21 protein-coding genes are annotated in these 22,558 nt (G+C 44.3%); 14 read left to right on the top strand and 7 right to left on the bottom strand.

The window, feature by feature from the left end; genetic code table 11:
• Window positions 1-57: 57 nt before the first annotated feature.
• Window positions 58-918: a DegV family protein gene (locus tag B3N33_RS11100; protein ID WP_214061445.1), complete on the bottom strand. Its 861-nt coding sequence runs from the start codon at window positions 916-918 to the stop codon at window positions 58-60.
• Between the two features lie 136 nt (window positions 919-1,054).
• A complete protein-coding gene (locus B3N33_RS11105) occupies window positions 1,055-2,386 on the bottom strand; it encodes a GH1 family beta-glucosidase (protein WP_214061444.1) in 1,332 nt (443 codons plus the stop codon).
• A gap of 216 nt (window positions 2,387-2,602) precedes the next feature.
• Here B3N33_RS11105 and B3N33_RS11110 point away from each other — a divergent pair, with 216 nt between their 5' ends.
• The 7 genes from B3N33_RS11110 to B3N33_RS11140 all read left to right on the top strand — a co-directional run bounded on the left by B3N33_RS11110 (window position 2,603) and on the right by B3N33_RS11140 (window position 8,523).
• On the top strand, window positions 2,603-3,700 hold the full coding sequence (locus B3N33_RS11110; protein ID WP_099829849.1) for a sodium ion-translocating decarboxylase subunit beta: 1,098 nt from the start codon (window positions 2,603-2,605) through the stop codon (window positions 3,698-3,700).
• A gap of 14 nt (window positions 3,701-3,714) precedes the next feature.
• The gene (locus B3N33_RS11115) at window positions 3,715-3,846 is read left to right on the top strand and encodes a hypothetical protein (protein WP_292590614.1); all 132 of its coding nucleotides are present in this window, start codon (window positions 3,715-3,717) and stop codon (window positions 3,844-3,846) included.
• A 73-nt stretch (window positions 3,847-3,919) separates the two neighbouring features.
• A complete protein-coding gene (locus B3N33_RS11120) occupies window positions 3,920-4,957 on the top strand; it encodes a 3'-5' exoribonuclease YhaM family protein (protein WP_214061443.1) in 1,038 nt (345 codons plus the stop codon).
• A gap of 93 nt (window positions 4,958-5,050) precedes the next feature.
• Window positions 5,051-6,898 carry a CehA/McbA family metallohydrolase gene (locus tag B3N33_RS11125; protein WP_292590613.1) on the top strand — a complete coding sequence of 616 codons (1,848 nt, stop codon included), beginning with the start codon at window positions 5,051-5,053 and terminating at the stop codon, window positions 6,896-6,898.
• Window positions 6,899-7,385: 487 nt separating this feature from the next.
• The gene (locus B3N33_RS11130) at window positions 7,386-7,589 is read left to right on the top strand and encodes a hypothetical protein (protein ID WP_214061441.1); all 204 of its coding nucleotides are present in this window, start codon (window positions 7,386-7,388) and stop codon (window positions 7,587-7,589) included.
• Window positions 7,590-7,729: 140 nt separating this feature from the next.
• Window positions 7,730-7,948: an ATP-binding cassette domain-containing protein gene (locus B3N33_RS11135; protein WP_292590612.1), complete on the top strand. Its 219-nt coding sequence runs from the start codon at window positions 7,730-7,732 to the stop codon at window positions 7,946-7,948.
• A gap of 23 nt (window positions 7,949-7,971) precedes the next feature.
• On the top strand, window positions 7,972-8,523 hold the full coding sequence (locus B3N33_RS11140) for an ATP-binding cassette domain-containing protein (RefSeq protein ID WP_292593380.1): 552 nt from the start codon (window positions 7,972-7,974) through the stop codon (window positions 8,521-8,523).
• A gap of 8 nt (window positions 8,524-8,531) precedes the next feature.
• Here the strand turns inward: B3N33_RS11140 and B3N33_RS11145 are convergent, their stop codons facing one another.
• Window positions 8,532-8,981, bottom strand: coding sequence for a hypothetical protein (locus B3N33_RS11145; protein WP_214061440.1), 450 nt, complete (start codon window positions 8,979-8,981; stop codon window positions 8,532-8,534).
• 317 nt (window positions 8,982-9,298) lie between these two features.
• On the opposite strand from B3N33_RS11145, the gene B3N33_RS11150 reads away from it, so the two are divergent.
• Genes B3N33_RS11150 through B3N33_RS11165 form a run of 4 tightly spaced genes read left to right on the top strand, consistent with a single transcriptional unit; the run spans window position 9,299 to window position 13,122 of the window.
• Window positions 9,299-9,697 carry an OsmC family protein gene (locus B3N33_RS11150; RefSeq protein ID WP_214061439.1) on the top strand — a complete coding sequence of 133 codons (399 nt, stop codon included), beginning with the start codon at window positions 9,299-9,301 and terminating at the stop codon, window positions 9,695-9,697.
• 32 nt (window positions 9,698-9,729) lie between these two features.
• Window positions 9,730-11,598 carry a thiamine pyrophosphate-dependent enzyme gene (locus tag B3N33_RS11155; RefSeq protein ID WP_214061438.1) on the top strand — a complete coding sequence of 623 codons (1,869 nt, stop codon included), beginning with the start codon at window positions 9,730-9,732 and terminating at the stop codon, window positions 11,596-11,598.
• Between the two features lie 13 nt (window positions 11,599-11,611).
• Window positions 11,612-12,193 carry a 2-oxoacid:acceptor oxidoreductase family protein gene (locus B3N33_RS11160; RefSeq protein WP_214061437.1) on the top strand — a complete coding sequence of 194 codons (582 nt, stop codon included), beginning with the start codon at window positions 11,612-11,614 and terminating at the stop codon, window positions 12,191-12,193.
• 5 nt (window positions 12,194-12,198) lie between these two features.
• A complete protein-coding gene (locus B3N33_RS11165; RefSeq protein ID WP_292590610.1) occupies window positions 12,199-13,122 on the top strand; it encodes a carbohydrate kinase family protein in 924 nt (307 codons plus the stop codon).
• Between the two features lie 69 nt (window positions 13,123-13,191).
• Here B3N33_RS11165 and B3N33_RS11170 read toward each other — a convergent pair whose 3' ends face one another.
• The 3 genes from B3N33_RS11170 to B3N33_RS11180 all read right to left on the bottom strand — a co-directional run bounded on the left by B3N33_RS11170 (window position 13,192) and on the right by B3N33_RS11180 (window position 16,757).
• Window positions 13,192-14,811: a hypothetical protein gene (locus B3N33_RS11170; RefSeq protein ID WP_292590609.1), complete on the bottom strand. Its 1,620-nt coding sequence runs from the start codon at window positions 14,809-14,811 to the stop codon at window positions 13,192-13,194.
• A 24-nt stretch (window positions 14,812-14,835) separates the two neighbouring features.
• Window positions 14,836-14,982 (bottom strand): hypothetical protein, encoded by a 147-nt coding sequence (locus B3N33_RS11175; RefSeq protein WP_214060494.1) that lies wholly within the window; start codon window positions 14,980-14,982, stop codon window positions 14,836-14,838.
• Window positions 14,983-15,050: 68 nt separating this feature from the next.
• Window positions 15,051-16,757 carry a M3 family oligoendopeptidase gene (locus tag B3N33_RS11180; protein WP_214060495.1) on the bottom strand — a complete coding sequence of 569 codons (1,707 nt, stop codon included), beginning with the start codon at window positions 16,755-16,757 and terminating at the stop codon, window positions 15,051-15,053.
• A 173-nt stretch (window positions 16,758-16,930) separates the two neighbouring features.
• Between B3N33_RS11180 and B3N33_RS11185 the strand changes: the two genes are divergently transcribed.
• The 3 genes from B3N33_RS11185 to B3N33_RS11195 all read left to right on the top strand — a co-directional run bounded on the left by B3N33_RS11185 (window position 16,931) and on the right by B3N33_RS11195 (window position 20,568).
• Window positions 16,931-17,866, top strand: a complete 936-nt coding sequence (locus B3N33_RS11185; protein ID WP_214060496.1) for a carbohydrate kinase family protein — start codon at window positions 16,931-16,933, stop codon at window positions 17,864-17,866.
• Window positions 17,863-19,311, top strand: a complete 1,449-nt coding sequence (locus B3N33_RS11190) for a glycosyltransferase (protein WP_292593382.1) — start codon at window positions 17,863-17,865, stop codon at window positions 19,309-19,311. The genes B3N33_RS11185 and B3N33_RS11190 overlap by 4 nt, the downstream gene beginning before the upstream one ends.
• 90 nt (window positions 19,312-19,401) lie before the next feature.
• Window positions 19,402-20,568, top strand: a complete 1,167-nt coding sequence (locus B3N33_RS11195; RefSeq protein WP_214060498.1) for a MalY/PatB family protein — start codon at window positions 19,402-19,404, stop codon at window positions 20,566-20,568.
• A 294-nt stretch (window positions 20,569-20,862) separates the two neighbouring features.
• Here the strand turns inward: B3N33_RS11195 and B3N33_RS11200 are convergent, their stop codons facing one another.
• Window positions 20,863-21,531, bottom strand: coding sequence for a class I SAM-dependent methyltransferase (locus B3N33_RS11200; RefSeq protein WP_292593384.1), 669 nt, complete (start codon window positions 21,529-21,531; stop codon window positions 20,863-20,865).
• Between the last annotated feature and the right edge of the window lie 1,027 nt (window positions 21,532-22,558).

Below are 22,558 nucleotides of genomic sequence, written 5' to 3' on the forward strand. Positions count from 1 at the left end.
TGAAACCCCCTGGAATATCCCGACTTTTAAGCCGCCAATTGGCGGCTTTCTTTTTTACTACTCAATAATCGCTGCAACACCTACGAGACCAGGACCTGTATGACACACAAGAGACTGAGAAATTTGACCTGTTATCACATCATCTATTCCTGCAGCCTTAATCTCTTCTATTGCCATTCTAAAGAATTCCATTGTCTTTTCACTCTTATCTGAAGTATATGCGGCAATGTTCAGAAGCCTCTTGCCTTCAATGAAATTCAAGAGATTCTTCACAGAAGCCCTGACGGCTCTCTTCATGCCTCTCTCTTTTGAAACACTGTGATAGACTCCATCTTCTCCAACGGTTATTACGGGTTTCAGGTCAAGAATATCACCTATAGTTGCAGTAACTTTTCCTATTCGTCCTCCAGCCTTTAAAAACTTCAGAACAGGTATGCAGAAAAAAACCTTAGATTTCTTTACAGAAGCGTGAATTTCGCTCACAACCTTTTCAAAGGCAAGACCACTCTTAACCATATCTATCCCCTTCATAGCGAGCAGCCCCGAGCCAATCGAAATATTCATTGAGTCGACTACCTCGACCTTCACATCGGAGTGCTTTTCGGAGAAGTCTCTGACAAAAGTCTTCACTTGACCAAGCGTTCCGCTCAGACCGCTGGATATTCCAATATAAAGCATCTCCTTGAATCCCTTTTCATAAAGGCTGTCAAAAGCCTCACCGATTTCCGACTGTCTTGGAAGAGATGTCTTGGGAAACTTATCTTCCATATAGTGAAGCAGATCGGGTGTGGATATGTCGATGTTGTCTCTGTACTCCTTACCATCCAGAACTATCTTCAAAGGTACAACTCTAACGTTATCTCTTGCTTTCATCTGTTCAGGAAGATCACAACCTGAATCGACAATAAATCCAATCATCTGGCAAACCCCCTGTCATACAAGCTAATTACATACCTCTCTTTAAGACCGGCGTCTAGATTGCTGCGTTCACAGTTCGAAGAGTTAAACGTTGAAACGACCGTTTCTAAGTCAGTTATGTCTACCAAAATCTGATTCACAAAGACCGAAGGAAATCCCTGTAATAGTTGAAACTCTTCTTTGGAACTCGTTTCAGATCGTTTTTGAAGTCCACGTATACCAAACCAAACCTCTTGGAGTAACCTCGTGCCCATTCGAAATTGTCCATCATAGTCCAGACAAAGAAGCCCCTAAGATCCACTCCTCCCTTGATCGCGTTAAGAGCAGCTGAAAAGTGCTTTCTAAGGTAATCAATTCTCGGGCCATCGTCAACGTTGCCATCAACCAAAGCATCTTTGCTTGCGATACCGTTCTCAGTAACATAGATCGGTTTCCTTCCGTATTCTTTGAAGACCTTGAATAGAAAACCTTCTAGACCTTCTGGGTAGATCTCCCATCCCATCTCGGTCTTCGGGAGGTCTCCCTGAACAACTTCGCTGCCAAGCACGCTTGATTCTTGGCTTCTAACAAGGTTTCTTGTATAGTAATTCACACCCCAAAAGTCGAACGGCGTGGATATTAGTTCCATATCTTCATCTTCGATAGTTGGGCTCACTCCTGCAATCTCGAACCTTGAGAAGAGTTCGGAAGGATACTCGCCAGTGATTGGGGTTTCAAAGAACCACCCGTTTACGAATTGATCATAGAGTCTTGCCGCTCGAAGATCAGCTCTGGAATCGCTGGCAGGCTCAACAAAAGCAGATACATTGGTTAGACCAATCATGCCGTCTCTCACTTCTTCCCTAAAACGCTTTACCGCTTCACCATGAGAAAGCAAAAGGTTGTGAGCAACGGAAAGTGAAATCCTCAAATCTCTCTTTCCGGGTGCGTGTTCCCCCCAGAGGTAACTGACGTGGGATGAGCAATACGGTTCGTTCATAGTTATCCAGAGCTTCACCCTGTCACCGAATTTGCTGAACATACTGCTGGAGTAATCGCCAAAGTAATGCCTTATTTCTCGGGACTCCCATCCATTAAATCTTTCCTGCAGTTTAAGAGGGAGATCCCAGTGGTAAAGAGTAACAACAGGCCGAATACTCCTCTTAAGAAGTTCATCAATCAGTCTATCGTAGAAGTCGATTCCCGTCTGGTTTATCTGTCCTCTACCTTCAGGAAACACTCTTGGCCAGGATATGGAAAATCTGTAGGAGTTCACTCCGAGCCTAGTCATAAGCTCAATGTCTTCCAAGTACCTGTGGTAGTGATCGCAGGCAATATCGCCATTTTCCCCGGAATCTATTCGTCCTGGTTCATGGGTGAAATCTGACCATATCGAAGGCCCTTTACCTTCTTGCAGGTCTGCGCCCTCAATCTGATAAGAAGCCGTTGCAACACCCCAAAGAAAGTCCTCAGGAAAACTTGCTCGCAAAGAGATCCCCTCCTAGCCAACTTCTCACTTTACAAATCCTACCACATTACTCTTTCCAACATGTAGAATCAGAGGTCGGTAAGAACCAGGAAATCTGTCCCATCTGATCAAAAGCCTTCGGCTTGTATTAGTATTGATAAAGAAAGCAGTTCCGAATTTGTCGGTTCTTGATTTCTCCATGCTAGGAGTTGAATTCATTTCTGGGAGGCAGCACTGATGAATCTACTGTCGAATTTCGTTATTCCCGCGCAAAACTTGATAATGTTTGCTATTGGCGGAGTTCTGATCTATCTAGCGATAAAGAAAGAATACGAGCCGATGTTGCTTCTTCCAATCGGTTTCGGAGCAATACTCACAAACATTCCGGGATCATCGGCTATTGGAGAACATGGAGTGCTAACTATCCTATACGAAGCTGGAATTGCAAATGAGCTCTTTCCTGCCTTGATCTTCATCGGGATTGGAGCGATGATCGATTTCGGACCTCTTCTTCAAAAACCGGTCATGTTCTTCTATGGAGCAGCTGCCCAATTGGGGATCTTTCTGACGATAATTGTGGCTGCTCTGCTGGGATTTGATATAAGAGAAGCGATCGCTATCGGGATAATCGGGACCGCGGATGGTCCGACATCAATCTATGTCGCAAGCAGATTGGCCATTCACATGCTTGGGCCGATTTCAGTCGCCGCGTATTCCTATATGGCTCTTGTTCCGGTAGTTCAACCACCCATTATTAAGCTTCTTACTACCAAGGAAGAGAGAAGAATAAGAATGGATAATAGAACCGAAAAAGTCCCCAAGTACGTTAAAATCCTCTTCCCGATTCTTGTTACGCTTCTTGCCGGTATCATCGCCCCTGTAAGTGTAGCTCTGATCGGAATGCTCATGTTTGGGAATCTGATAAGAGAATCGGGAGTTCTGAACAAGTTGAGTAATGCTGCTCAGAACGAGCTCTCAAACATCATCACTTTGTTTCTTGGAATCGCCATCGGTTCTACTATGACGGCCAGCGCATTCCTGAACTCCAGAACACTGTTGATTCTTCTAATGGGATTAGTTGCTTTCGTACTTGACACTATGGGTGGAATCATTTTCGCAAAGGTTTTCAACCTATTTAGAAAACAGAAGATTAACCCTATGATTGGCGCAGCAGGAATATCGGCTTTTCCTATGTCGGCAAGGGTTGTGCATAAGATGGGACTCGAAGAAGACCCGAACAACTTCTTAATAATGTACGCAACAGGCGCGAACGTAGCCGGGCAGATCGGCTCCGTTCTAGCCGGCAGCATAGTTTTGGCGATCTTTTTAAGATGAAAGGAGCATAGACAATGAGTGAAGCAGTCTCTAGTAGCATCGCGATTTTTCTTGAAGGTTATCCTACGATATTTGTCGCTACGATTGCCTTCTTCATAATGATAAAATTGCTAATGAAGTCTACCTCAAGAAGGAATGAGAAATAGGTCGCTGCAGCACGTTTCTTTTATCAATAGACCTCGCCTGGGGACTTCAAAAAGCACGAAAAGGAGAGTTGCCATGATTGATGGAAAAAACGGCACTTACCCTGTGCTTACCGAAATCCTTAGAAAATACGATACATCCTTCGACAGAATAGAGAATTTCGTCAACTCGAAGCAGGGCTTTTTCTTCATTTTCAGTTCAAAAAGGGTTGAAGGAAGTAGAGGTCCTTACTACGACTGCATTGTCGGAGACTCCAGAAACAGAATCGATGCAAAGGCATGGATAAGCGAACAGGGCTGTTTGGAACCTGTGATAGGTAATGTGGGCCTTGCTGACTATCTTATGGATGATAGATACGGGTTGAGTATTAAAATAAGAAGGCTGTTCTCGGTAGATGAGATGGAAAACTACAGTTCCGGTTCGATTTCACAGTTACTTCCGGTTGTCGAAGATCCTGAGAGAATCGTATCGGAAGTACGCGAACTTATCGAATCTGTCAAAGACGACTATCTGAAGGCCCTTGCAGAAAAGCTTATTTCAGAGGACGGGCCTTGCCCAGACTTCTTCGAAGCGCCGGCAGCCAAAATGTATCATCACGCCAGAATAGGAGGACTTGCGGAACACAGCCTTTCGGTAGTCAAGTACGCACTTGCTCTGACTGAGGTTTCTGGATCAAGAGCAAATATCGACAGGGACCTCATAATCACCGGGGGACTCTTCCACGATATTGGAAAGACAATATCATATACCACAGAATCATTCGAATTCGACTACTCAGATGAGGGTTACCTTGAGGAACACATAGCGATCGGCGCAAGAATCATTGAGATTGAGATTTCAAAGATCAAGGGTTTTCCTGAAGAAAAAAGAAAGACACTGATCCACATAGTTCTGAGTCATCATGGGGAACTGCAGTTCGGTTCTCCCGTTACTCCAAAGACCCGCGAAGCAATTCTCATATGGCTTTGTGACAATCTCGATTCGAAGCTTGATAGCTTCGAGACCAACGCTTCCACAGCTTCAAAGGGAAGCAAATGGACTGCTTTTTCAAAGATGTTTCAAAGCAGACTATACTTAGGTGAACGAGAGAACGAAAAGGAGTCTGAATTCTGATAAATCAGGCTTCCGCCTAGATAGATTGTATTAACAACTGATCGTTGTCTTTTTCCGTATCAACATACAATCAAACTGCGAAAGGGTGATTTGATGAAGAATTTTATCCTGGTGTTTCTCCTGGTCTTTGCTTATATAATTCTCGTTGGCGGGGAGTTAACGCTTTTCTTTGGAAATCCTCATTCTCACACTTCTTATTCTGATGGCACTGGATTCCCTGAAGAAGCGTATTCGTATGCAAAGGGTGTACCCAATCTTGACTTTCTTGCTATAACTGATCACGCTTATTACTTCGTTCAGGACCTCCCCGACGGAAGAGATAAGCTGGCAGCGACTATAGAGGCAGCCCGGCAAGCATCATCTGCCGATTTCCTGGCACTTGCCGGATTCGAGTGGACGGCTACTGGCACCGGACACATCAACGTCTACGGCACCAGCGATTGGACTGATAGAGTCAAGTCTGATCTATGGCATTTGTACGACTGGATTATCGAACGTAACGCAGTTGGGCAGTTCAACCACCCGGTGAGAGTCTTCGGAGACAACTTCAAAGATTTTCAGTACTCTCCGGAAGCAGATCTCCATATGAACCTGATAGAAGTAGGAAACGGAAACTGGTGGGAAAACGATACAATTGTAGACGAGATGTTCGAAGCTTACCTTCAGGCACTTGGCAAGGGTTGGCATCTCGGAGCAACTCTTGGTCAAGACAACCACAAACCTAACTGGGGCGGAGCAAACGATTCCAGAACAGCCGTATATGCACGCGAGCTGACAGAAGAAGCAATTTTAGAGGCATTCATCAATCGAAGGACCTACGCGACTGAAGACAAGGACATCTTGATTCACTTCTCGACCGAAGAAGCCTTCATGGGAGATATCGTGTATGATACAGATCAAGTTAATTTGTGTATCTCCATAAAGGATACAGCAGACGATCCGCTGGAAATAGTCAGGATTTATTCTCTGGAAGGATTGTTTGCAGAGTTTCTGGTTGACGGCAATGAATGTGTTCTTGAGCTCGCCGTTGATATAAAAACGGGTTTCCAGTACTTCTTCATATACGCAAGGGGAAAAGACGGTGAGGAAGCGGTATCTTCACCAATCTGGATTCAGAGGTCTCACCCGATCCATCTTCACAACCCGAGCGCTTATCCTGAGAGCGTGAAGCCGAGAGAGAGCGTTACACTTTCCTTTCAGCTCTCCAATGTTGAGCAAGGAGAGGCTTCTTCATTGTTGCAGATTACCAATTCCCGCGGAGAGATACACAGCGAAATCGTCACACTCCAAGGATTTGAATCCAAAATAATTAACTTAAGAAGGGAAGTAGAGGAATACGATGGAGAGTTATCATTCTTTCTCGACTCAATTCTATATTCAGTTTTGAAACTCAATATCAGGAGCGCATCTTCATTGAACATTCTACTGGATAGGAGCCACGTCAACTTCGCCAGTAACGAACGAACCAAGTTGCAGACGTCACTCGAAGATATGGGTCATAAGCTTCTTGCTGCCGATAGGATTTTCAAGGCAGGAGAGCTCGATACTATAAACGTTCTTCTTCTCCCTCTACCAGGTGCTGGTGGAAGTTTTGAACGACTGAAGATGCTCATGCCGCAACAGGCACTGATCATTAAAGAGTTTGTCGAAGATGGGGGGACACTAATAATTACCGGAACTGGTGAAGAGATCAGTGAGGAGGTTCTGTCCACATACAACATGCTATTGGAAGATATGGGTATTGCATGCAGCTATGAAGGACGCATAACCGAAGAAGTAAGAGAGATTGATGGAGTCTTCTTTGATGGGCTGTCTCGGTTGGTCGGAGAATCAGGAAGATACCCCCTGGGTCGAGGCGAGGTGATTTTACTTCCTGGCGACCCTTTTACAGACGATGTTATTGATAGTAACGGAGAGCTGATTGATCAGCTGTTCAAATAACAGAAGGGCGGGACGTCTAATGCTCAGCTGCAGTGAATAATTTGGCTCACTTTGCTCTCGGTCGTACCGCTTATTCCGTTATCCTCCTAATTCAGAAATCTTAGGCAGAACTAGAATTATTTACCTCATGACAGAGCAAGGTCATTAAAGTTAAAATACGCTTTAGAGAATCTTTGACTTTGAAGTTGAGAATACTTACTTGTTGTGCTATAACTTGCCAGCAAAAAACAGCTTATGGAAGGAGGCATAGTTTGATGTTAATTAGATTCAGAGTTCAGGCAACCGTTTTCCTCAACCGGGTTTCCGGTGATGCCACGCTATGCCACGCCTTCTTCCATCGTTCGGGGTATAAGATCGTATAACGAAAAGGAATAATGAAGGACCGTGGCAAGTAAGAGCCACGGTCTTTTTTTTTTGACTATCGGAGGTGATCAAATGTCATAGTAAATTGCGGTCAGTGAGTTAGCAGGATTTTACGGAGAAGCAAATGGATGCAAGAACGAAGAGAGGAGAGCCCGTCATTAGTTACAGTCAGCCTCGCCCGCCGGAAACGGGACAGGTTCTCCTAAAGGCCAAGGGGGTAAATATGTCAATAGTAATCGTTCCGCTAAGAAAGAAAAGAAGTGACGATTTCGGGGTCCTTCCGCCATTCATATGCAAACCGGAAAGTCTTGATAACCTTCCGAAGTAAGCAGATAACAGGAGGAAACCCAACTATGAGGAGAATACGAGGCTCAAAGAGTGCTTTTATCGATGGTTTGGTTTAAAAGCAGAAAGTTGAAATGGAAAGCAAATTCAGCAGACCTCATTATCTTTGAGGAGGTGAAAAAAGTGGCAGACGCTTTGCTTGCCAATAGTATCGTAAAGACTTTCAAGAAGAACAAGAAGGAAGTCAAAGCGTTGAAAGGAGTTAGTTTAAGAATAAAGGAAGGAGAGATCTATGGTCTTCTCGGTCCAAACGGCTCAGGAAAATTTACCTTTATAAGGATTGCCTCCACACTCTTGATACCTGACAGGGGGGCATATAGATTTTTGGATATGACTCAGTGAACAACTCTGCGGCGGTTTAAAGAGTGATAAACAGGGTATCCGTCGAGGCCAGTTTTTTCAGAAAACTGTCGGCTGTCGAAAACCTCTGTTTCGCGGCAGGACTTTATGGAATACCAAAACGAGAAGCCTTGAGGAGGATCAGCTCTCTCGCAGAGAGGTTCGGTCTGAATCTGAAGAGACTGAAAGATTCTCTCGAAGACTTTTCGAGAGGCATGCAGCAAAAGGTAGCCATAGTTAGAGCTTTCATGACTGAACCCAGAATGCTCTTGCTCGACGAACCAACAACAGGACTCGATCCAAGAGCAAAAAGAGATGTACAGAGCCTACTAAAAGATGTAAAAGAGACTATGAACACGACGATGCTTCTGACAACACACGACATGGACGAAGCAGAGAAGCTCTGCGACTATGTGGCCATAATCCATCTCGGAAGAATTGTAGCTTCCGGAAGACCATTGGAGCTTAAGAAGCAGTTGCTCGGAAGGATTGAGAACCCAAGCTTCGAAGATGTCCTTCTCGAGTTCACCGGTGTGAGCATGGAGGAAGCAGAGTATCAGGAGGTAGAGTCGGCATGAGTTCGCAGTCAATTGCTCAAGAGCTCCGAGCCTCTTGGGCCTTCATCGAAAGGAACTTCAACTTCACCCTCCAGAGAGTGGTCCATGCTGACGACACCATGATAGCACTCCATGAAAGGCACAAATGAAAACGGCCCCATAATTCCCGGAGAGTAGAATCTGACGGGCCAAAGGTAAGGGTCTATTATCTTGATCTCTCCATCGATCTTGACTTTCTCATCCTTCATTTTGAGACTCACTCTTTCTGTTGAGAAGTGATTATCTCCGATTTCGACGGAGAATCGCTTTGTGTCGGAATGAAAATCATCGAAGGGATAAACGAAATTTCCGGATTCATTTCTGCTGCCTGAAAGGAACTGGATGAAAGAATGCGATTCGTTTTTTGAGGAAGCCGTTGAGACGCCGGGAATCACTGCAAAGGACTTTTGCTTTCTCTTGTCAACAAACTTGAATACCACCCCTCAAAGAAGCGCTTCTTCAGAGAATTGCCATGATATAGATAAGAATTGAACAGCGCACCGATACTCATAAGCCACCTCCCTGAGAGTATTTTACCTTTGACTGCGATCAATGCGTCGGGTTAGCCAGTGTACATCTTCTTCTGGACAATTGAATGTTAAGATTGATTATCATTAAGCAATTCACTCGCAGTGCGTTAAGGCCATCTGAAATAGATATCAACTGCCTCTTCTGTTGTGGTCTCTTATGCCTGACAGCTATTTTGGATGATGTTGGTTTACTCGATGCAGTTCATCTTAACCAAAGGGGGAACGAAATGGGAAGCAAAGTTCATGTGAAGGTTGAGTTCACGGGAGGCTTCACCGGTACAGGAATAACAGATTCCGGCTACAAAGTGAAAATCGGTTCAGATGGTGCGGTACCTTACGACCTGCTCCTAATGAGTCTGGTATCGTGCTTACACGCTACATTCCTCGATATTCTAAACAAAAAGAAAATTGACTTCACTTCTGCAGATATTGAAGTATGGGGAGAAAAGAGAGAACAAGTCCCCACCACTCTCAAAATATGCGAGATGAAGATTGGGATCAAGGGAGTAGATCTGTCTCACAGAAGTTCGGTCGAGAAGTCTTTCGAACTTGCAACAAAATACTGTTCAGTATACAAGACCGTTTCCAGCGTGGCAGAGATCGTCTGGGAAGTGAATTTTGACTGATAGGCGACAATCTTGTCGAGAGGTGGGACATTATGAAAAAAATGGGTGAGATGCTCTCGTCTCCAAACAGCGGTTCAGAAATAATGATAGGAAATACCGCGATTGTAAGAGCGATGCTGGAAGCAGGTGTTAGGGTTGTTACTTCGTATCCCGGATCTCCCACTCCAGAAATTGCAGCTGCAATAGCTTCGATTCCCGCGGAAAGAAATCCGATGTACTTCGAATTTTCAGTAAACGAGAAGGTTGCCACCGAGGTTGCCTTTGGAGCTTCTATCAATGGTCATCTTTCGTGCGTGTTCTTCAAGAGCGTCGGCATAAATGTGGCTGCAGATACTTTCGTTCAACTCTCTCTAATGGAACTCATTGGAGGCATGGTAATTGTATTGGGCGATGATCCGGGAGCAAACTCCTCACAAAATGAGCAGGACAACCGTCACTATGCGCATCTCTCATACACTCCAATCCTAGAGCCTTCAACACCTTCAGAAGCATACTCGATGTTTTTAGAAGCATCAAGACTTTCGCAAGAGATGCGTATGCCTGTAATTGTGAGACTCTCGACTCACGTATGCCACGCCAAAGAAAAGGTGGAGTTTAAGGAATTGGTTTTCCAGGTGCAAGATAACCGGCCAAAATTCAGTCTTGAGAATGGGCCATATATTCCAATAACTGCTGAAGCTCTTAAAATGAAGCGAAGAGCTCTGAAGAAACTCGAGGAGTTCAGAAAGACTACGGAGAAAAGCTGCCTGAATAGTGTCATTGAAGGCTCAGACAAATCAAGAGGGGTAATCACGGCCGGAGCCCCATTTCTCTCTCTTCAGGACGTCCTTAGTCTGTCAGATAAACGTCCGGATATTCTCAAGCTGGGAATAGTGCACCCTCTTTCTGAAAAGGAAGTTGTGGATTTCCTTTCTTCTCATGAAGAGGTAAAAGTCCTTGAAGAACTTGACAACGTGATAGAGAAAGAAGTCAAGGCAATTGCGTATGACCACAAACTGAATACAAGAATAACTGGAAAGCAAGACATCGAGGACTGGATAGGAGAGTATACACCAGACAAAGTTAGGGAGGTATTGTCAAGAATCTGGCCTGACGTTGTCAGTCCTCCTGGAGTAGAAACTGAGCCAATCGAGCTTGCGCCAAGACCAGCTCAGATGTGCCCTGGCTGCGGTCATAGATCAGCATTCTACGCCATCAAGAAAGTCCTGCATGCCTCTGATATTTCCGTGGCAGACATTGGATGCCATACACTCGGGTACCTCGAGCCGTATAGAGTGGGGAAAGTACTTCTTTGCATGGGGCATTCAAGCGGAACTGCTTCCGGCCTTTCATTATTCAATGACACAAGAAGAGTCGTGGCCTTCCTTGGTGATTCCACTTTCTTTCATGCAGGACTACCGGGCATTGTCAACGCGATCTTCAACAAACACAATTTCACACTGATTGTCATGGAAAATGGCACAACAGCAATGACGGGTCATCAGAATCATCCCGCCGTAGGGCGGAACTTCAGAGAAGTGACTCAGAAGATTCCCGTTAGGAAGGTTCTGGAAGGACTGGGTGTAGATAATATTCGAGAAGTCGATGCCTACAACCAGTCAAAGCTTAAGCAGTACGTTGAAGAAGCCCTGGCAGAAGACGGCCTCAAGGTCATTATCGCCAAACATCCATGTATGTTGAAGTTCACAAGAGAATTGCGCAGAAGCGGTAGGTCGCTGCCGAACCCCGTGAGAGTCGGCAACAAATGCAACAGGAAGTACATTTGCGTCAGTGACTTTGCATGTCCCAGCTACCAGCTTTCTGATGACGGTTCGGTCTGGGTACAAAACGATCTCTGCATAGGAGACAGATCTTGCGTCCAGACATGTCCTTCGGATGCGATTGCTTCCGAAGATAGATAAAGGATGTGAGAGAATGGAGAAATTCGACATATACATTACGGGAGTTGGCGGTCAGGGAATTGGTCTCCTCAGTGAAGCTCTATTAAGAGCGATCGACCATTCCGAGCAGAGGGGTATTGGGGCAGACACACACGGATTGGCTCAGAGAGGTGGCATGGTTTCTTCTCACTTAAGAATCGGTCACGGTGCCTACTCGGTTCTGATAATGAAGCACAGCGCAGACATGGTTATAGCACTTGAGCGCCATGAGGCTCTGAGAGGAATGGGAAACTATCTGAAGAAAGGCGGAACACTTATATACTATGATACTGTCTGGCAACCACTGGAAGTTCGTCTAGGAAGAGCAGAAGAGATTAAGAATGAAGATATTGAGCGAGAAGCCGACAAGAGAGATGTAAAGGTAGTAAAGGTATTGGTCGAGAATTTGAAAGATTCTAGAATGCAAAACGTAGTTCTCATGAGCAAGATTGCTCATGAGGGGCTTATTCCAGGTGTAACCGTTAAACATTTCGAACTAGCTCTCTCAGACCTTATGGAAGGAGACCTGCTCAGGAACAATCTTGAGCTCTTTGGAGAGCTTTCCAAACAAGGGTGATTAACATGGCCTTCGATGTTGCAGTTATTGGTGCGGTCGGGATCGATACGAATGTCTATCTGTCGGATTCTAAAGTAAATCTCTCGGTCGAAACGAGTTTTGGCGAGAACCTTGATTGCATAGGACAAGCAGGTGGATATGCCTGCCAGGGTTTTGAGAGACTTGGTTATAGAGTCTGCTTTGTTGGTTATGTCGGCGAAGACTTCTCAGGGAAATACATTCGACAGATTCTTACAGAGTTGGGTATAGACACTAGTCTGCTGATGATAGACCCACTAGGAACGAAGAGAAGCGTAAACCTCATGTATATGAACGGAGGCCGAAAGAACTTCTATGATGGCAAAGGAGCAATGAACCTCTGCCCCAATATCGAAGACATTAGGTCACATCTATCTGGAACAAAGCTAGCCCATGTAAACATCGTGAACTGGACTAGATTTCTGCTTAAACCACTGAAAGAAGAGGGCCTAATTCTTTCGGTAGATATCCAGGATGTCACTGACTCAGACGATCCCTATAGAAAGGACTTCATAGAAGAGGCTGATGTTCTATTCTTCTCTTCAACAAACTTCGCTGACCCGTATCATCTGATCAAGAAGTATCTCGAAATTAGAGGCGACAGGATAGTCGTATGTGGAATGGGAAAGAGGGGTTGCGCAATTGGCTCAAATAAAGGTATTGAGCACTTTGATCCAGTTGAATTGGAAGAACCCGTTGTGGACGCAAATGGAGCCGGCGACAGCCTCGCCGTAGGTTTTCTTTCAAGTCATTACTTCGAAGGCTATTCAATAGAAGACGCGATTCTGAGGGGTCAGATAGCGGCTAGATATTGCTGCACAAAAAAGGGAACATCATCGGAGCTAATAACGAGTGAGCATCTAGATAGGCTGTTCAAACAGATCAATACAAGTCGCAAACAAGATCAGTAAACGCTCCGGGATTATCTCTGAGTCAATCAGAAGAGGAGTGCCGGCTAAGAGCCGGCATCCCCTCTACTTTCATTCAGGTCTCACATCCGGAAAGACAATTACGTCTTTACTTGGCAGACCCACGAAAAGCACTTCATTTGTTACGTAATTCATCACTACAATCCTGTGCATGCCCTGCTGGTCCTTCTCAGTGAAGTATACGAGATTCCCTTCTATCTTCACCGAAGGTACCGGCGCATCCATGAAGAGAGTGCTGTCAGATATTACCCTATCCCGGCCGTTCACCGTGTCAAACACATGCAAAGAGTCGTACAAGAAGTCCGCATAGTCCTCAGGATACTCAAAATAGACTATTTTCCCGTCTTCACCAAACTCAGCCCAGAAAGCCGGCGCATCTGTATTCAGTACAGACTCTGTGTCAAGCTGAACTATGTTTCCTTCGTAATCAATCACGAACGTCTTCTCGTTTGAAAGAAAGACAAAGTGATGGTAGTCTTCAATCGTTTCTTGCACTTCTCCAGATTCCACATCTATAATCGAGAACACATCCCAACCGGTGGACACAGCTATTCTTGATCCATCAGGAGACCATGCAACCGGTATCATACCGTAATCTGCCTCCATTGACCATAGAACGCTAATATCACTGTCAACCATCGAAATTGTCTCTCGCCAGGTGTCCATTAGCAAGAACCTTGTTCTGTCAGGCGAAAGCGAATAGACGTCAACTCCATCGAATCTCGCCTTTTTCTCACCTTCTACGACAACGCCGTCCATATTTTCGGAGATGTAAACGTAAGTACTGGCATCCAAGAACTGCCCGTATATGGAATTGACTAGCGTACCCTGAAGAACTCCCTCAATATCGTAGAATCCTATGCTGATTTTCTCAAAATCGAAGTTTACTGAAGTATATGATACTACCGAAACCTCCTCAGCAAGGATTTCGGTTAATCTCTTCGGCTCAGGAACTCTGGAAACCCAGGAGAAGATCCAGGAAAGTTCAGGATAATTCGCAACAAACTCCTGAATATTCGCGTTCAACGACGTTTCGTCATCTGAAAGCACAATCGCTCTGAATAACGCATTGACATTGTCCGGGACATATATATAGTAGATCAGAGCCAGGGCTTCGTGAATCTCCGTTCCATCATCATATGCTTTACCCTGCAGAAACCATTCTACTGCGTCATCGTAAAAGCCTTTCTCAAGATCAAGAATCCCATTCAGGTAGTAGAACATCGGTTCCCTCTCTAGCAATCGAGAGCTCTCGTTCAGCAGATTTCTTGCAGCATAAAAGTCATAGTCATCTATCATCCCAATGATGTAAGGTATTAGATAGTCAGTCTCCCCGAAATCCTCAACTAGAATTCTAGATACTATCAAATTCAGATCTGCAGGATACAGTTCAACAGATTGCTCATGTAGGAAGATGTATGTTTCTAGCTGCCCTTCTCCAAGTCTGTCAACAGATTCGCGGACTCTCTCTTCGGATAGATACCAGCTGCTGTTCATTGCCTTAAGATACAGAAGCAGCGAATCTTTATTGGGCTTAAGCTCAAAGAAGACTCCAGAGACATCCTCGGCATAGTCTGAGTAATAGTTCTCGAGAAGTCTCTCAATTCCGTACTTGATCACTTGAAACATAGGTTCTGGAACTTCATCAATCGAAGCCACTACATCTTTCAAAAGCGTTCCGTAGCTCTCGAAATCTTAGTTGTCATCGTAGATCTTCAATAAAGCCTGAAGGCTCTCCACATCCATAGGATTCTCGGCCAGCTTGGCTCTGAGTTCTTCAACTTGCGCCGTCACAATCAGCGGCGTAATGAGCAGAAGCAGTACGAATATTAGTCTTTTCATCGAAACACCTCCTCGGCCAATTCTAACGCTGTCGGTAGTGCATAGCTGCCACGTTGAAGTGTCTCTTCCTAGAAAGAAGCCAGCTCACTGTCGACAAAGATCATGAGCTCCGACAAGTACTCTTCTGAGAAATCGAATTCTATCCCAGCGCTTTCAAACAACTCATCAAGCGGCCTTGAGTAACCCATTGATAAGAACCTCTTGTAATCTTCTATTGCGCTTGATCCATTTTGCTTGTAATTTCTGTATATCGCAAGAGCACCGAGCTGAGCTATTCCGTATTCGATATAGTAGAAGGGGTTCGTAAAAATATGAGGCTGAAGAAGCCATCGGATTCTCTTTTCACTTTCCAGTCCAGTCCAGTCAACACCTGCATTGAAGCGTTCAAAGATTTCGGCAAACTTCTCGTCTCTTTCATCGGGAGAATGATCGGGATATGTATAGATCCACTGCTGAAACGAGTCAACAACCATGCACCAGGGTAAGAAGCTCAAAGTACCGGTCAGTTCTTCTCGCCTGGCAATTGTCATCTCATCTGCGCTGTAGTACTCGTCCCAGTAATCCATCGTCAGGAGTTCCATGGACATAGAGGCAAGCTCAGCTGCTTCATGCGTTGTATGTCTGTACGTGATCAACCTTTCGTCTGCCGTAGCAAATGAATGCATTGCGTGGCCAGACTCGTGAAGGATTGTCCGGACGTTTGCAGGAGTTCCCGTAGCATTCATGAAAATGAATGGAGCACCAGTCTCATCAAGAGGATAGTTATAGCCACCTGGAGCCTTCCCCTTTCTGTTTTCAAGATCTAGCAGGCCGTTATCCCTCATCTTGGATAAGTTTTTACCGAACTCTTGATCGACTCTCTCAAGAATCCTGATAGCTTTGTCAACAAACTCATTCATATTACTGAATGGTTTAAGCACCTTCCCTGAGGGTACAACATTCATGTCCCATGGTTTCAACCTCTCCAGTCCAAGCTCTCGACTTCTTTTCTCATTTAGCTTGGAAACGTAAGGAACCACTACCTTCTCTACTGAATCGTGGAATCTAAGCACATCCTCGACCGAATACGCAAATCTGTTTTTCTTCTGATGCATATAATCCCTGTAAGTTGCAAAACCTGCATTCCTCGCCTGCGGAACTCTTATCGAGAGAAGTTTGCCAAACAGATCCTCCATGCTCTCATGAACTTCTTTCAGCTTTGCCATCGAAAGGCGCCATGCCTCTTCCCTGATTGAACGATCAGGTTCAAGTTGAAACTTTGAGAGTTGAGACAGTGTGTACTCCTGTTCTCCATACTTAACAGTCAGAGAACCAATACTTGCCGCATATTCAGAACTTAAATTCTTCTCCTGAACCTCCAGAGGAAGGTTCTCCTCTCTGAATAGTTTTACTGTATTGGAGACGATCGTATCGAAGTTCTCGTATCTGATTCGATCTAATTCGCTTCTGAAATCACTGTCTAAATACTTTTTCATCAGCATAATCCTATAAGGCTCCGCTTTGGAATATACCTCAGCGTAGAATCTTGAGTACTCCTGCCTCTTATCCTCGCTGTCGGCAGCCCTAGTCATGTCTATATACTTCCACGCGAGTCTTTCCTGAAGAATCATGAACAACTCACTCCAGAAGTAAAGAAAATCCTCAAGAGAAGCTCTATCTACTATCGGATACTCTTCCAGTCTCCTGAGCTCTTTCTCAAGGTCTTCCCATATGGAGAGGTCAACGTCTTCGCCGACATATCTTCTCTGAAGCTTTCTAATTGTCTTGCCACTCATTATTGAACCTCCTGTCTCGAATATGTGTAGTCAGTGTAAACTTAATTATACACGGTCCGCCCTTCAGTCGTTGAACACTAGATCTCCATAAACCAATGTTTTAGAAGATCCTGGCTCAGTTATTGGAAATCGTTCCTGCAGTGATAGACTTATCATTAGAAGGAGGCATTGAATTGTCGCGAATTGCCGTTGTTGGTGAACTGCTTATTGACCTGATATCAAGCAGTTTTGTGAGAGATCTTGGCGAAGCTACTTCTTTCGAAAGATACTTTGCCGGTTCTCCAGGAAACCTTGCTGTAAATCTTCATGATCTAGGTGTTGACGCAACTCTTCTCTCCAGAGTAGGCGATGATTCCTTTGGAAGAGCTTATCTTAAACACCTCGCTTCGCGAGGAATAAATATCTCTTATGTTCAGAGAGACGCGGAAGCACATACTTCAATCGTATTCGTTTCGAAGTCACAATCATCCCCACAGTTCATAGCTTTTAGAGGTGCGGATTGTTTTCTTGAAGAACCGGTGGATATCGTGAGTTTTCTCGAAGATGTGGAATTCATTCATTTCACATCTTGGCCATTCTCATGTGAGCAGTCGCGGCTGGCGTGCATGAAGCTGGTGAGAAAGGCATTGGAAGCGGGAATAAAGATAACATTTGATCCCAACTACAGAAGGGTTCTCTGGGATCGAGAGGATGATGGTTCGGAATTCATAAAGGAATTCCTGAAGTATGCATTCATTGTAAAACCTTCTGAAGATGATGCCTTACATATCTTCGGTACCGGAGATCCTCATGAATACATTGATAAGTTTCATAATGCCGGCGCCTCAAATGTCGTCCTGACTTTGGGCCACAAAGGATCTGTGATTTCTGACGGTCACAAAACTGAAACACTCTCTCCATGCGCAAGAAGAGTAGTGGACACCACCGGTGCTGGAGATGCTTTTTGGTCCGGTATCCTATATGGCCTCCTTCAAGGGAAGGATATCTTTGAATCGGCCGCTTATGGGAACTATTGTGCCGCCTTTAGAATCGAACATGAGGGAAAGGATGTAATTCTGCCTTCTATAGACGCTTTGAAGGCCATTTTCGAGGCAGGTGATGACTTGTGAGAGTGGCATTTATAAATCCCCAGGGAAACTTCGATAAGAATGACAGCTACTGGACAACGCATCCGGACTTTGGAGGTCAGCTGGTCTATGTGAAGGAAGTTGCATCGGCTATGTCAGAAATGGGGATCAACTGTGACATAATAACGAGAAGGGTTATCGACGACAAATGGCCTGAGTTTGCCGAGGAATTGGATTCCTATCGAGGAAAAGATAGCCTCAGAATCATAAGAATCCCTTTCGGTCCAGAAGGCTTCTTGAGCAAGGAGAGACTTTGGCCTTTCTTGGGGGAGTTTGCAAGACGAATTAGAGAATTTTATTCGTCGGAAAGAACTTTACCGAATTTCGTTACTACTCATTATGGGGACGGAGGTTTGACGGGAGCTATGCTATTCAAAGAGACAGGAATCCCATACTCTTTCACAGCCCACTCCCTTGGGGCTCAAAAACTCGACAAACTACTGCAGACTGGAGCTGACCGTGCAGAGATAGAATCGAGATTCAATTTTTCCTTCCGAATAGCGGCTGAACGCATTTCGATGAAGTATTCGGCAGTCAACTTTGTTTCCACTTCTATGGAGAGGTTCCAGCAGTACAGTCACAGACTCTATCGAGACTTTTCGGAAGTGGGCAACGATTCAAAATACTCCGTTGTTCCCCCGGGAGTCAACACAGACATCTTCGCTGCAAGTCCTACTGAACTTGACACAATCATTGAGAAGAGATACAAAGAGGCGGTAGAGAAATTCTCTAAACCGTCCAGACTCCAACTCCCGATGATCATCATTTCTAGCAGATTGGAACAGAAGAAGAATCACATGGGAGTAGTAAGGGCCTTTTCTAGCGACGGCAAACTGAACAGTTCCTGCAACCTTATTATTGTTACTCGGGGTCTGAATAATCCCTATGATGAGTACAAATCTCTTCAAGAACCTGACCGAACTGTTCTGGGCGAGATTATTGATCACATTTTCAAGAATAATCTCGAAGAGAGAGTCCTCTTTATGAACATAGAGAATCAGTTGGAGCTTTCAGCTCTATACAGAATAGGGGCAAAGAGAAGATCTGTTTTTGCCCTTACTTCCCTGTATGAACCGTTCGGACTTGCCCCAATCGAGGCTATGGCCTGCGGTCTACCGGCTGTTGCAACATCTAGCGGAGGCCCTACAGAGAGCATGAGAGAAAACAATGTTGAATACGGAGTGCTGGTGGACCCTCTTGAAACGGATGATATCGCCAGAGGGTTGAAAAGGGTCCTTTTCACCAGTGAAGATTTCTGGAATGAATTGAGCTCGAGAGGTATTGACCGTGTTACTGAGAAATACACATGGCGTTCTACTGCGGAAGGTTATCTTAACCAGATCAAAGAGAAAATCAGGTGTGAATATCCAGAGCCTGAAATCCCGGACTATCTTTACTCTGGTGATGCCATCCCCTTCATTGAGTAATCTGCCTGTATAACAATCGGCATTCCGGGGAGCTCTGCCGAAGAACCCGCAGTAGCCGGCTAACAATTTCGTGGATGACGGAGGGAAGATGTGAAGTACAACTTTGACAGAGTTATCGAAAGAAGAGGAACGAATTGCATAAAATGGGACCACGCCAACCTTTTCTTTGGGCGGAATGATCTGCTACCGATGTGGGTTGCCGACATGGACTTTGAGTCACCTCCCGAAGTTATTGAAGCGATAGTTGCCAGAGCTAGACACGGCATTTATGGTTATACTGCGAGATCAGACGGATATTACGAATCGATTGTAAGATGGCTCAACAAGAGACATGGATGGAAAATCGAAAAGGAATGGATTTCACATGCACCGGGAGTAGTAGCGGCAGTTCACATAGCGGTGATGGCGTTTTCCCATCCAGGTGACAAAGTGATTGTCCAAACTCCAGTCTACTATCCTTTCTTCAAAGCGATTACAGAGACAGGACGTCAGATGGTTCGGAACCCTTTGAAAGAATCCGGTTTACATTACACAATGGATTTTGATGATCTTGAGAAGAAGATCGATTCAAGAACGAAGATTCTTATTCTCTGTAGTCCTCACAACCCGGTTGGAAGAGTATGGAAGGAAGATGAGCTTTCTAGACTCACTGATATTTGTTTCAGGAAAAACGTTCTAATAGTATCAGACGAGATCCATTCAGACCTGGTTTTTGGCAACTGCAAACATATTCCAACCGCGGCGATTTCTGAAAGTTCATCATCTATCACGTTGACTTGTTTGGCGCCAAGCAAGACCTTTAATCTCGCAGGGCTTTCATCTGCAGCAGTGATCTCTTCAAACAGAAGACTTCTCGACGAATACTCAAACATGCTGAACTCTTTGGGCGTAGGGATGTCGAATGTTTTCGGTACGGTTGCTCTCGAAACAGCTTACAACCATGGAGAAAAATGGTTGGAAGAGCTGTTGAAGTACATAAATGCCAACTTTGAGTACATGAGAGACTTCTTGAAAACCAACTACTCAGAAGTGAGAGTCACTGAGCTTGAAGGCACTTATCTCGCATGGGTTGATTTTAGAGCTACGGGTATGAGCGTTGAAGAACTTAGAAGTTTTCTCTACGAAAAGGCAAAAGTCGGGTTTGAGGATGGTTCAGTATTCGGTATCGAAGGAGAAGGATTCATGAGAGTAAATCTCGCATGCCCCAGAGCTATACTTGAAGAAGCAATGAAGAGATTGATGGAAGCCAGGAAGTGATCCAAAAGTCAAACTACTTCGAAACTTCGTAACTTACTCCGAAAGAGAGAAAAGAAATACATAGAGACTTAAGAAACGGTCACGTCGAGTTAATTGACATATTGTTTGTTTCAACTAGAATAATTTAAGGACTAGAACCTAATGCAGAACTTAAAACACCAGCTTTGCTGTTCGACACGACACGATTAAACAGATGCAGATATTCTAACCCCACCCCTGTTCGGAAATTCCCAAATCGCAAACAGACCCTCAAAGAGAGGGTCTGTTTATTGTTATATAAATGTCCTCGGCCACTTATCTGTTTAACTTGAACGAGGTGTATCGTCTGTTATCGGTAAACACAATGTTGAGACTGACAATCTCAGAAACTCTCTTCATTGTATCTAGGGTATAGAAAGATATGTGACTCATATCCCTCATGTAGTACCATTCTATGAATTCCTGTCTGTCCTCAGGATGGAAGAGCGTCATCACTGATAGAACTCCATCATCTTCTAGGCAGTCGGAAAGCATTTTGAAATACGCAATGGGTTCATCTAGGTGTTCAAAGACTTCTGTTGAGGTTATGAGGTTGTACTTTTTCCCCAGAAAGACCTTCTCTGGCGAGAAGTAGGAATCATATATCTCCATATTGAATCCATAATCCCTTTCAAGTATCTTTGCAAGAACCGGTGTTGGACCACTCCCAAAATCAAGCCCTCTTCTTCCTTCAGATAGAAAATCGGTGACTGCAGTATCGATAAAGTCTCTGAAATAGGCAACGTATCTTGGATCGTCAATGCTGTTATTGTGTCTTCTATAGATCTTTAATTCATCTTCCGGAGAGATCCGATCTGCCTCGTGTTTCGAGATGAAACCGCAGTTATCACAGCAATTGTAACCCACCCCGAATTTGCGGTGAACAATTCTTTCGGTTTTCGAGCCGCATATTAGGCAGTTAACAGCCTTCCTTTCATCAATCACAATTGTCTCCTTCAGTTCTATTAGATTATACATCAGGCGTCCAGTCGAGCTGTTTAGTGCAGGCAAACGAGTACACCATTTGGGCTATTGTGAGATTCTATGATGCAGTAATTAGAATTTATGCACAGTGAAGTTGATCATTTCCAACAATCTTGCAGTATTTGGAAACAATCAGTCGTCATTGAAGTGCATATTTCTCCAAAGAGCATACGAAAGATGGTGAACTTCACTATTTTTCTTTAGTACAGAACAAATTATGGAAATTAGTTGAAAAGTAGTTATTATAATTGAAGATTCTTTTAGTTCACGCCTTGACTTTTTATGTTTTGTTGTGATATATTATAAATGTAGAACCAGAAATTAATAAAAAGGGGTGTAGATATGAGAAAAGTTAAGGATCCAGCTTCCATTGAAAGAGCCGTTCAGAAGTTCAAGGAAAAGGTTGCCAAGGAGTCTTTCCCACAGTATCTATGAAGGAGGTGAGAAAGATGAAAGGAAGAGAAAGGAAGATTCATTACAAGGAAAGAGAGTTCTACCCGGAGATCGTTGAAGATTCACTGAGAGCTAGACTGATTAACGTTAGGTAAGAGAGGAGGAGGAGAGTAGATCAGATTTAAAGAGAAGAGAAACTTGAAGGCAATAGACAGATTGATCGAGAGTGAAAGACAGCGTTTACAGTAATCTATTAATCAGTCCAAGATTCTAAGACCATTTAACTCCGTAGAGAAGGAGGTAAGATCATGAGAGAGAAAAGAAGAGAGAATTTGGCAGATGTGGATAGGTATTTAGAGAAGGTAAAGACCGATGCTCTGAAGAGATACATGACCTCCATCCACAGCTGAGAAGAAGGCGAGGCGTGTTAATTGAGAAAATCCATTACAATACTCCATACCAAATAACTGAAGATCCGTTCCATAACTTTCTAAAGGGTCTTCAGTTTTTTGTGTAAGACTCTGTGGAAAGAGATGGAAGAAATGAAGGCGTAAAATACACCCCTCACCTTCGGTGATCATTTACACTTGTTTGG

Source organism: Mesotoga sp. UBA5825 (assembly GCF_002432955.1).
Lineage (GTDB): Bacteria > Thermotogota > Thermotogae > Petrotogales > Kosmotogaceae > Mesotoga.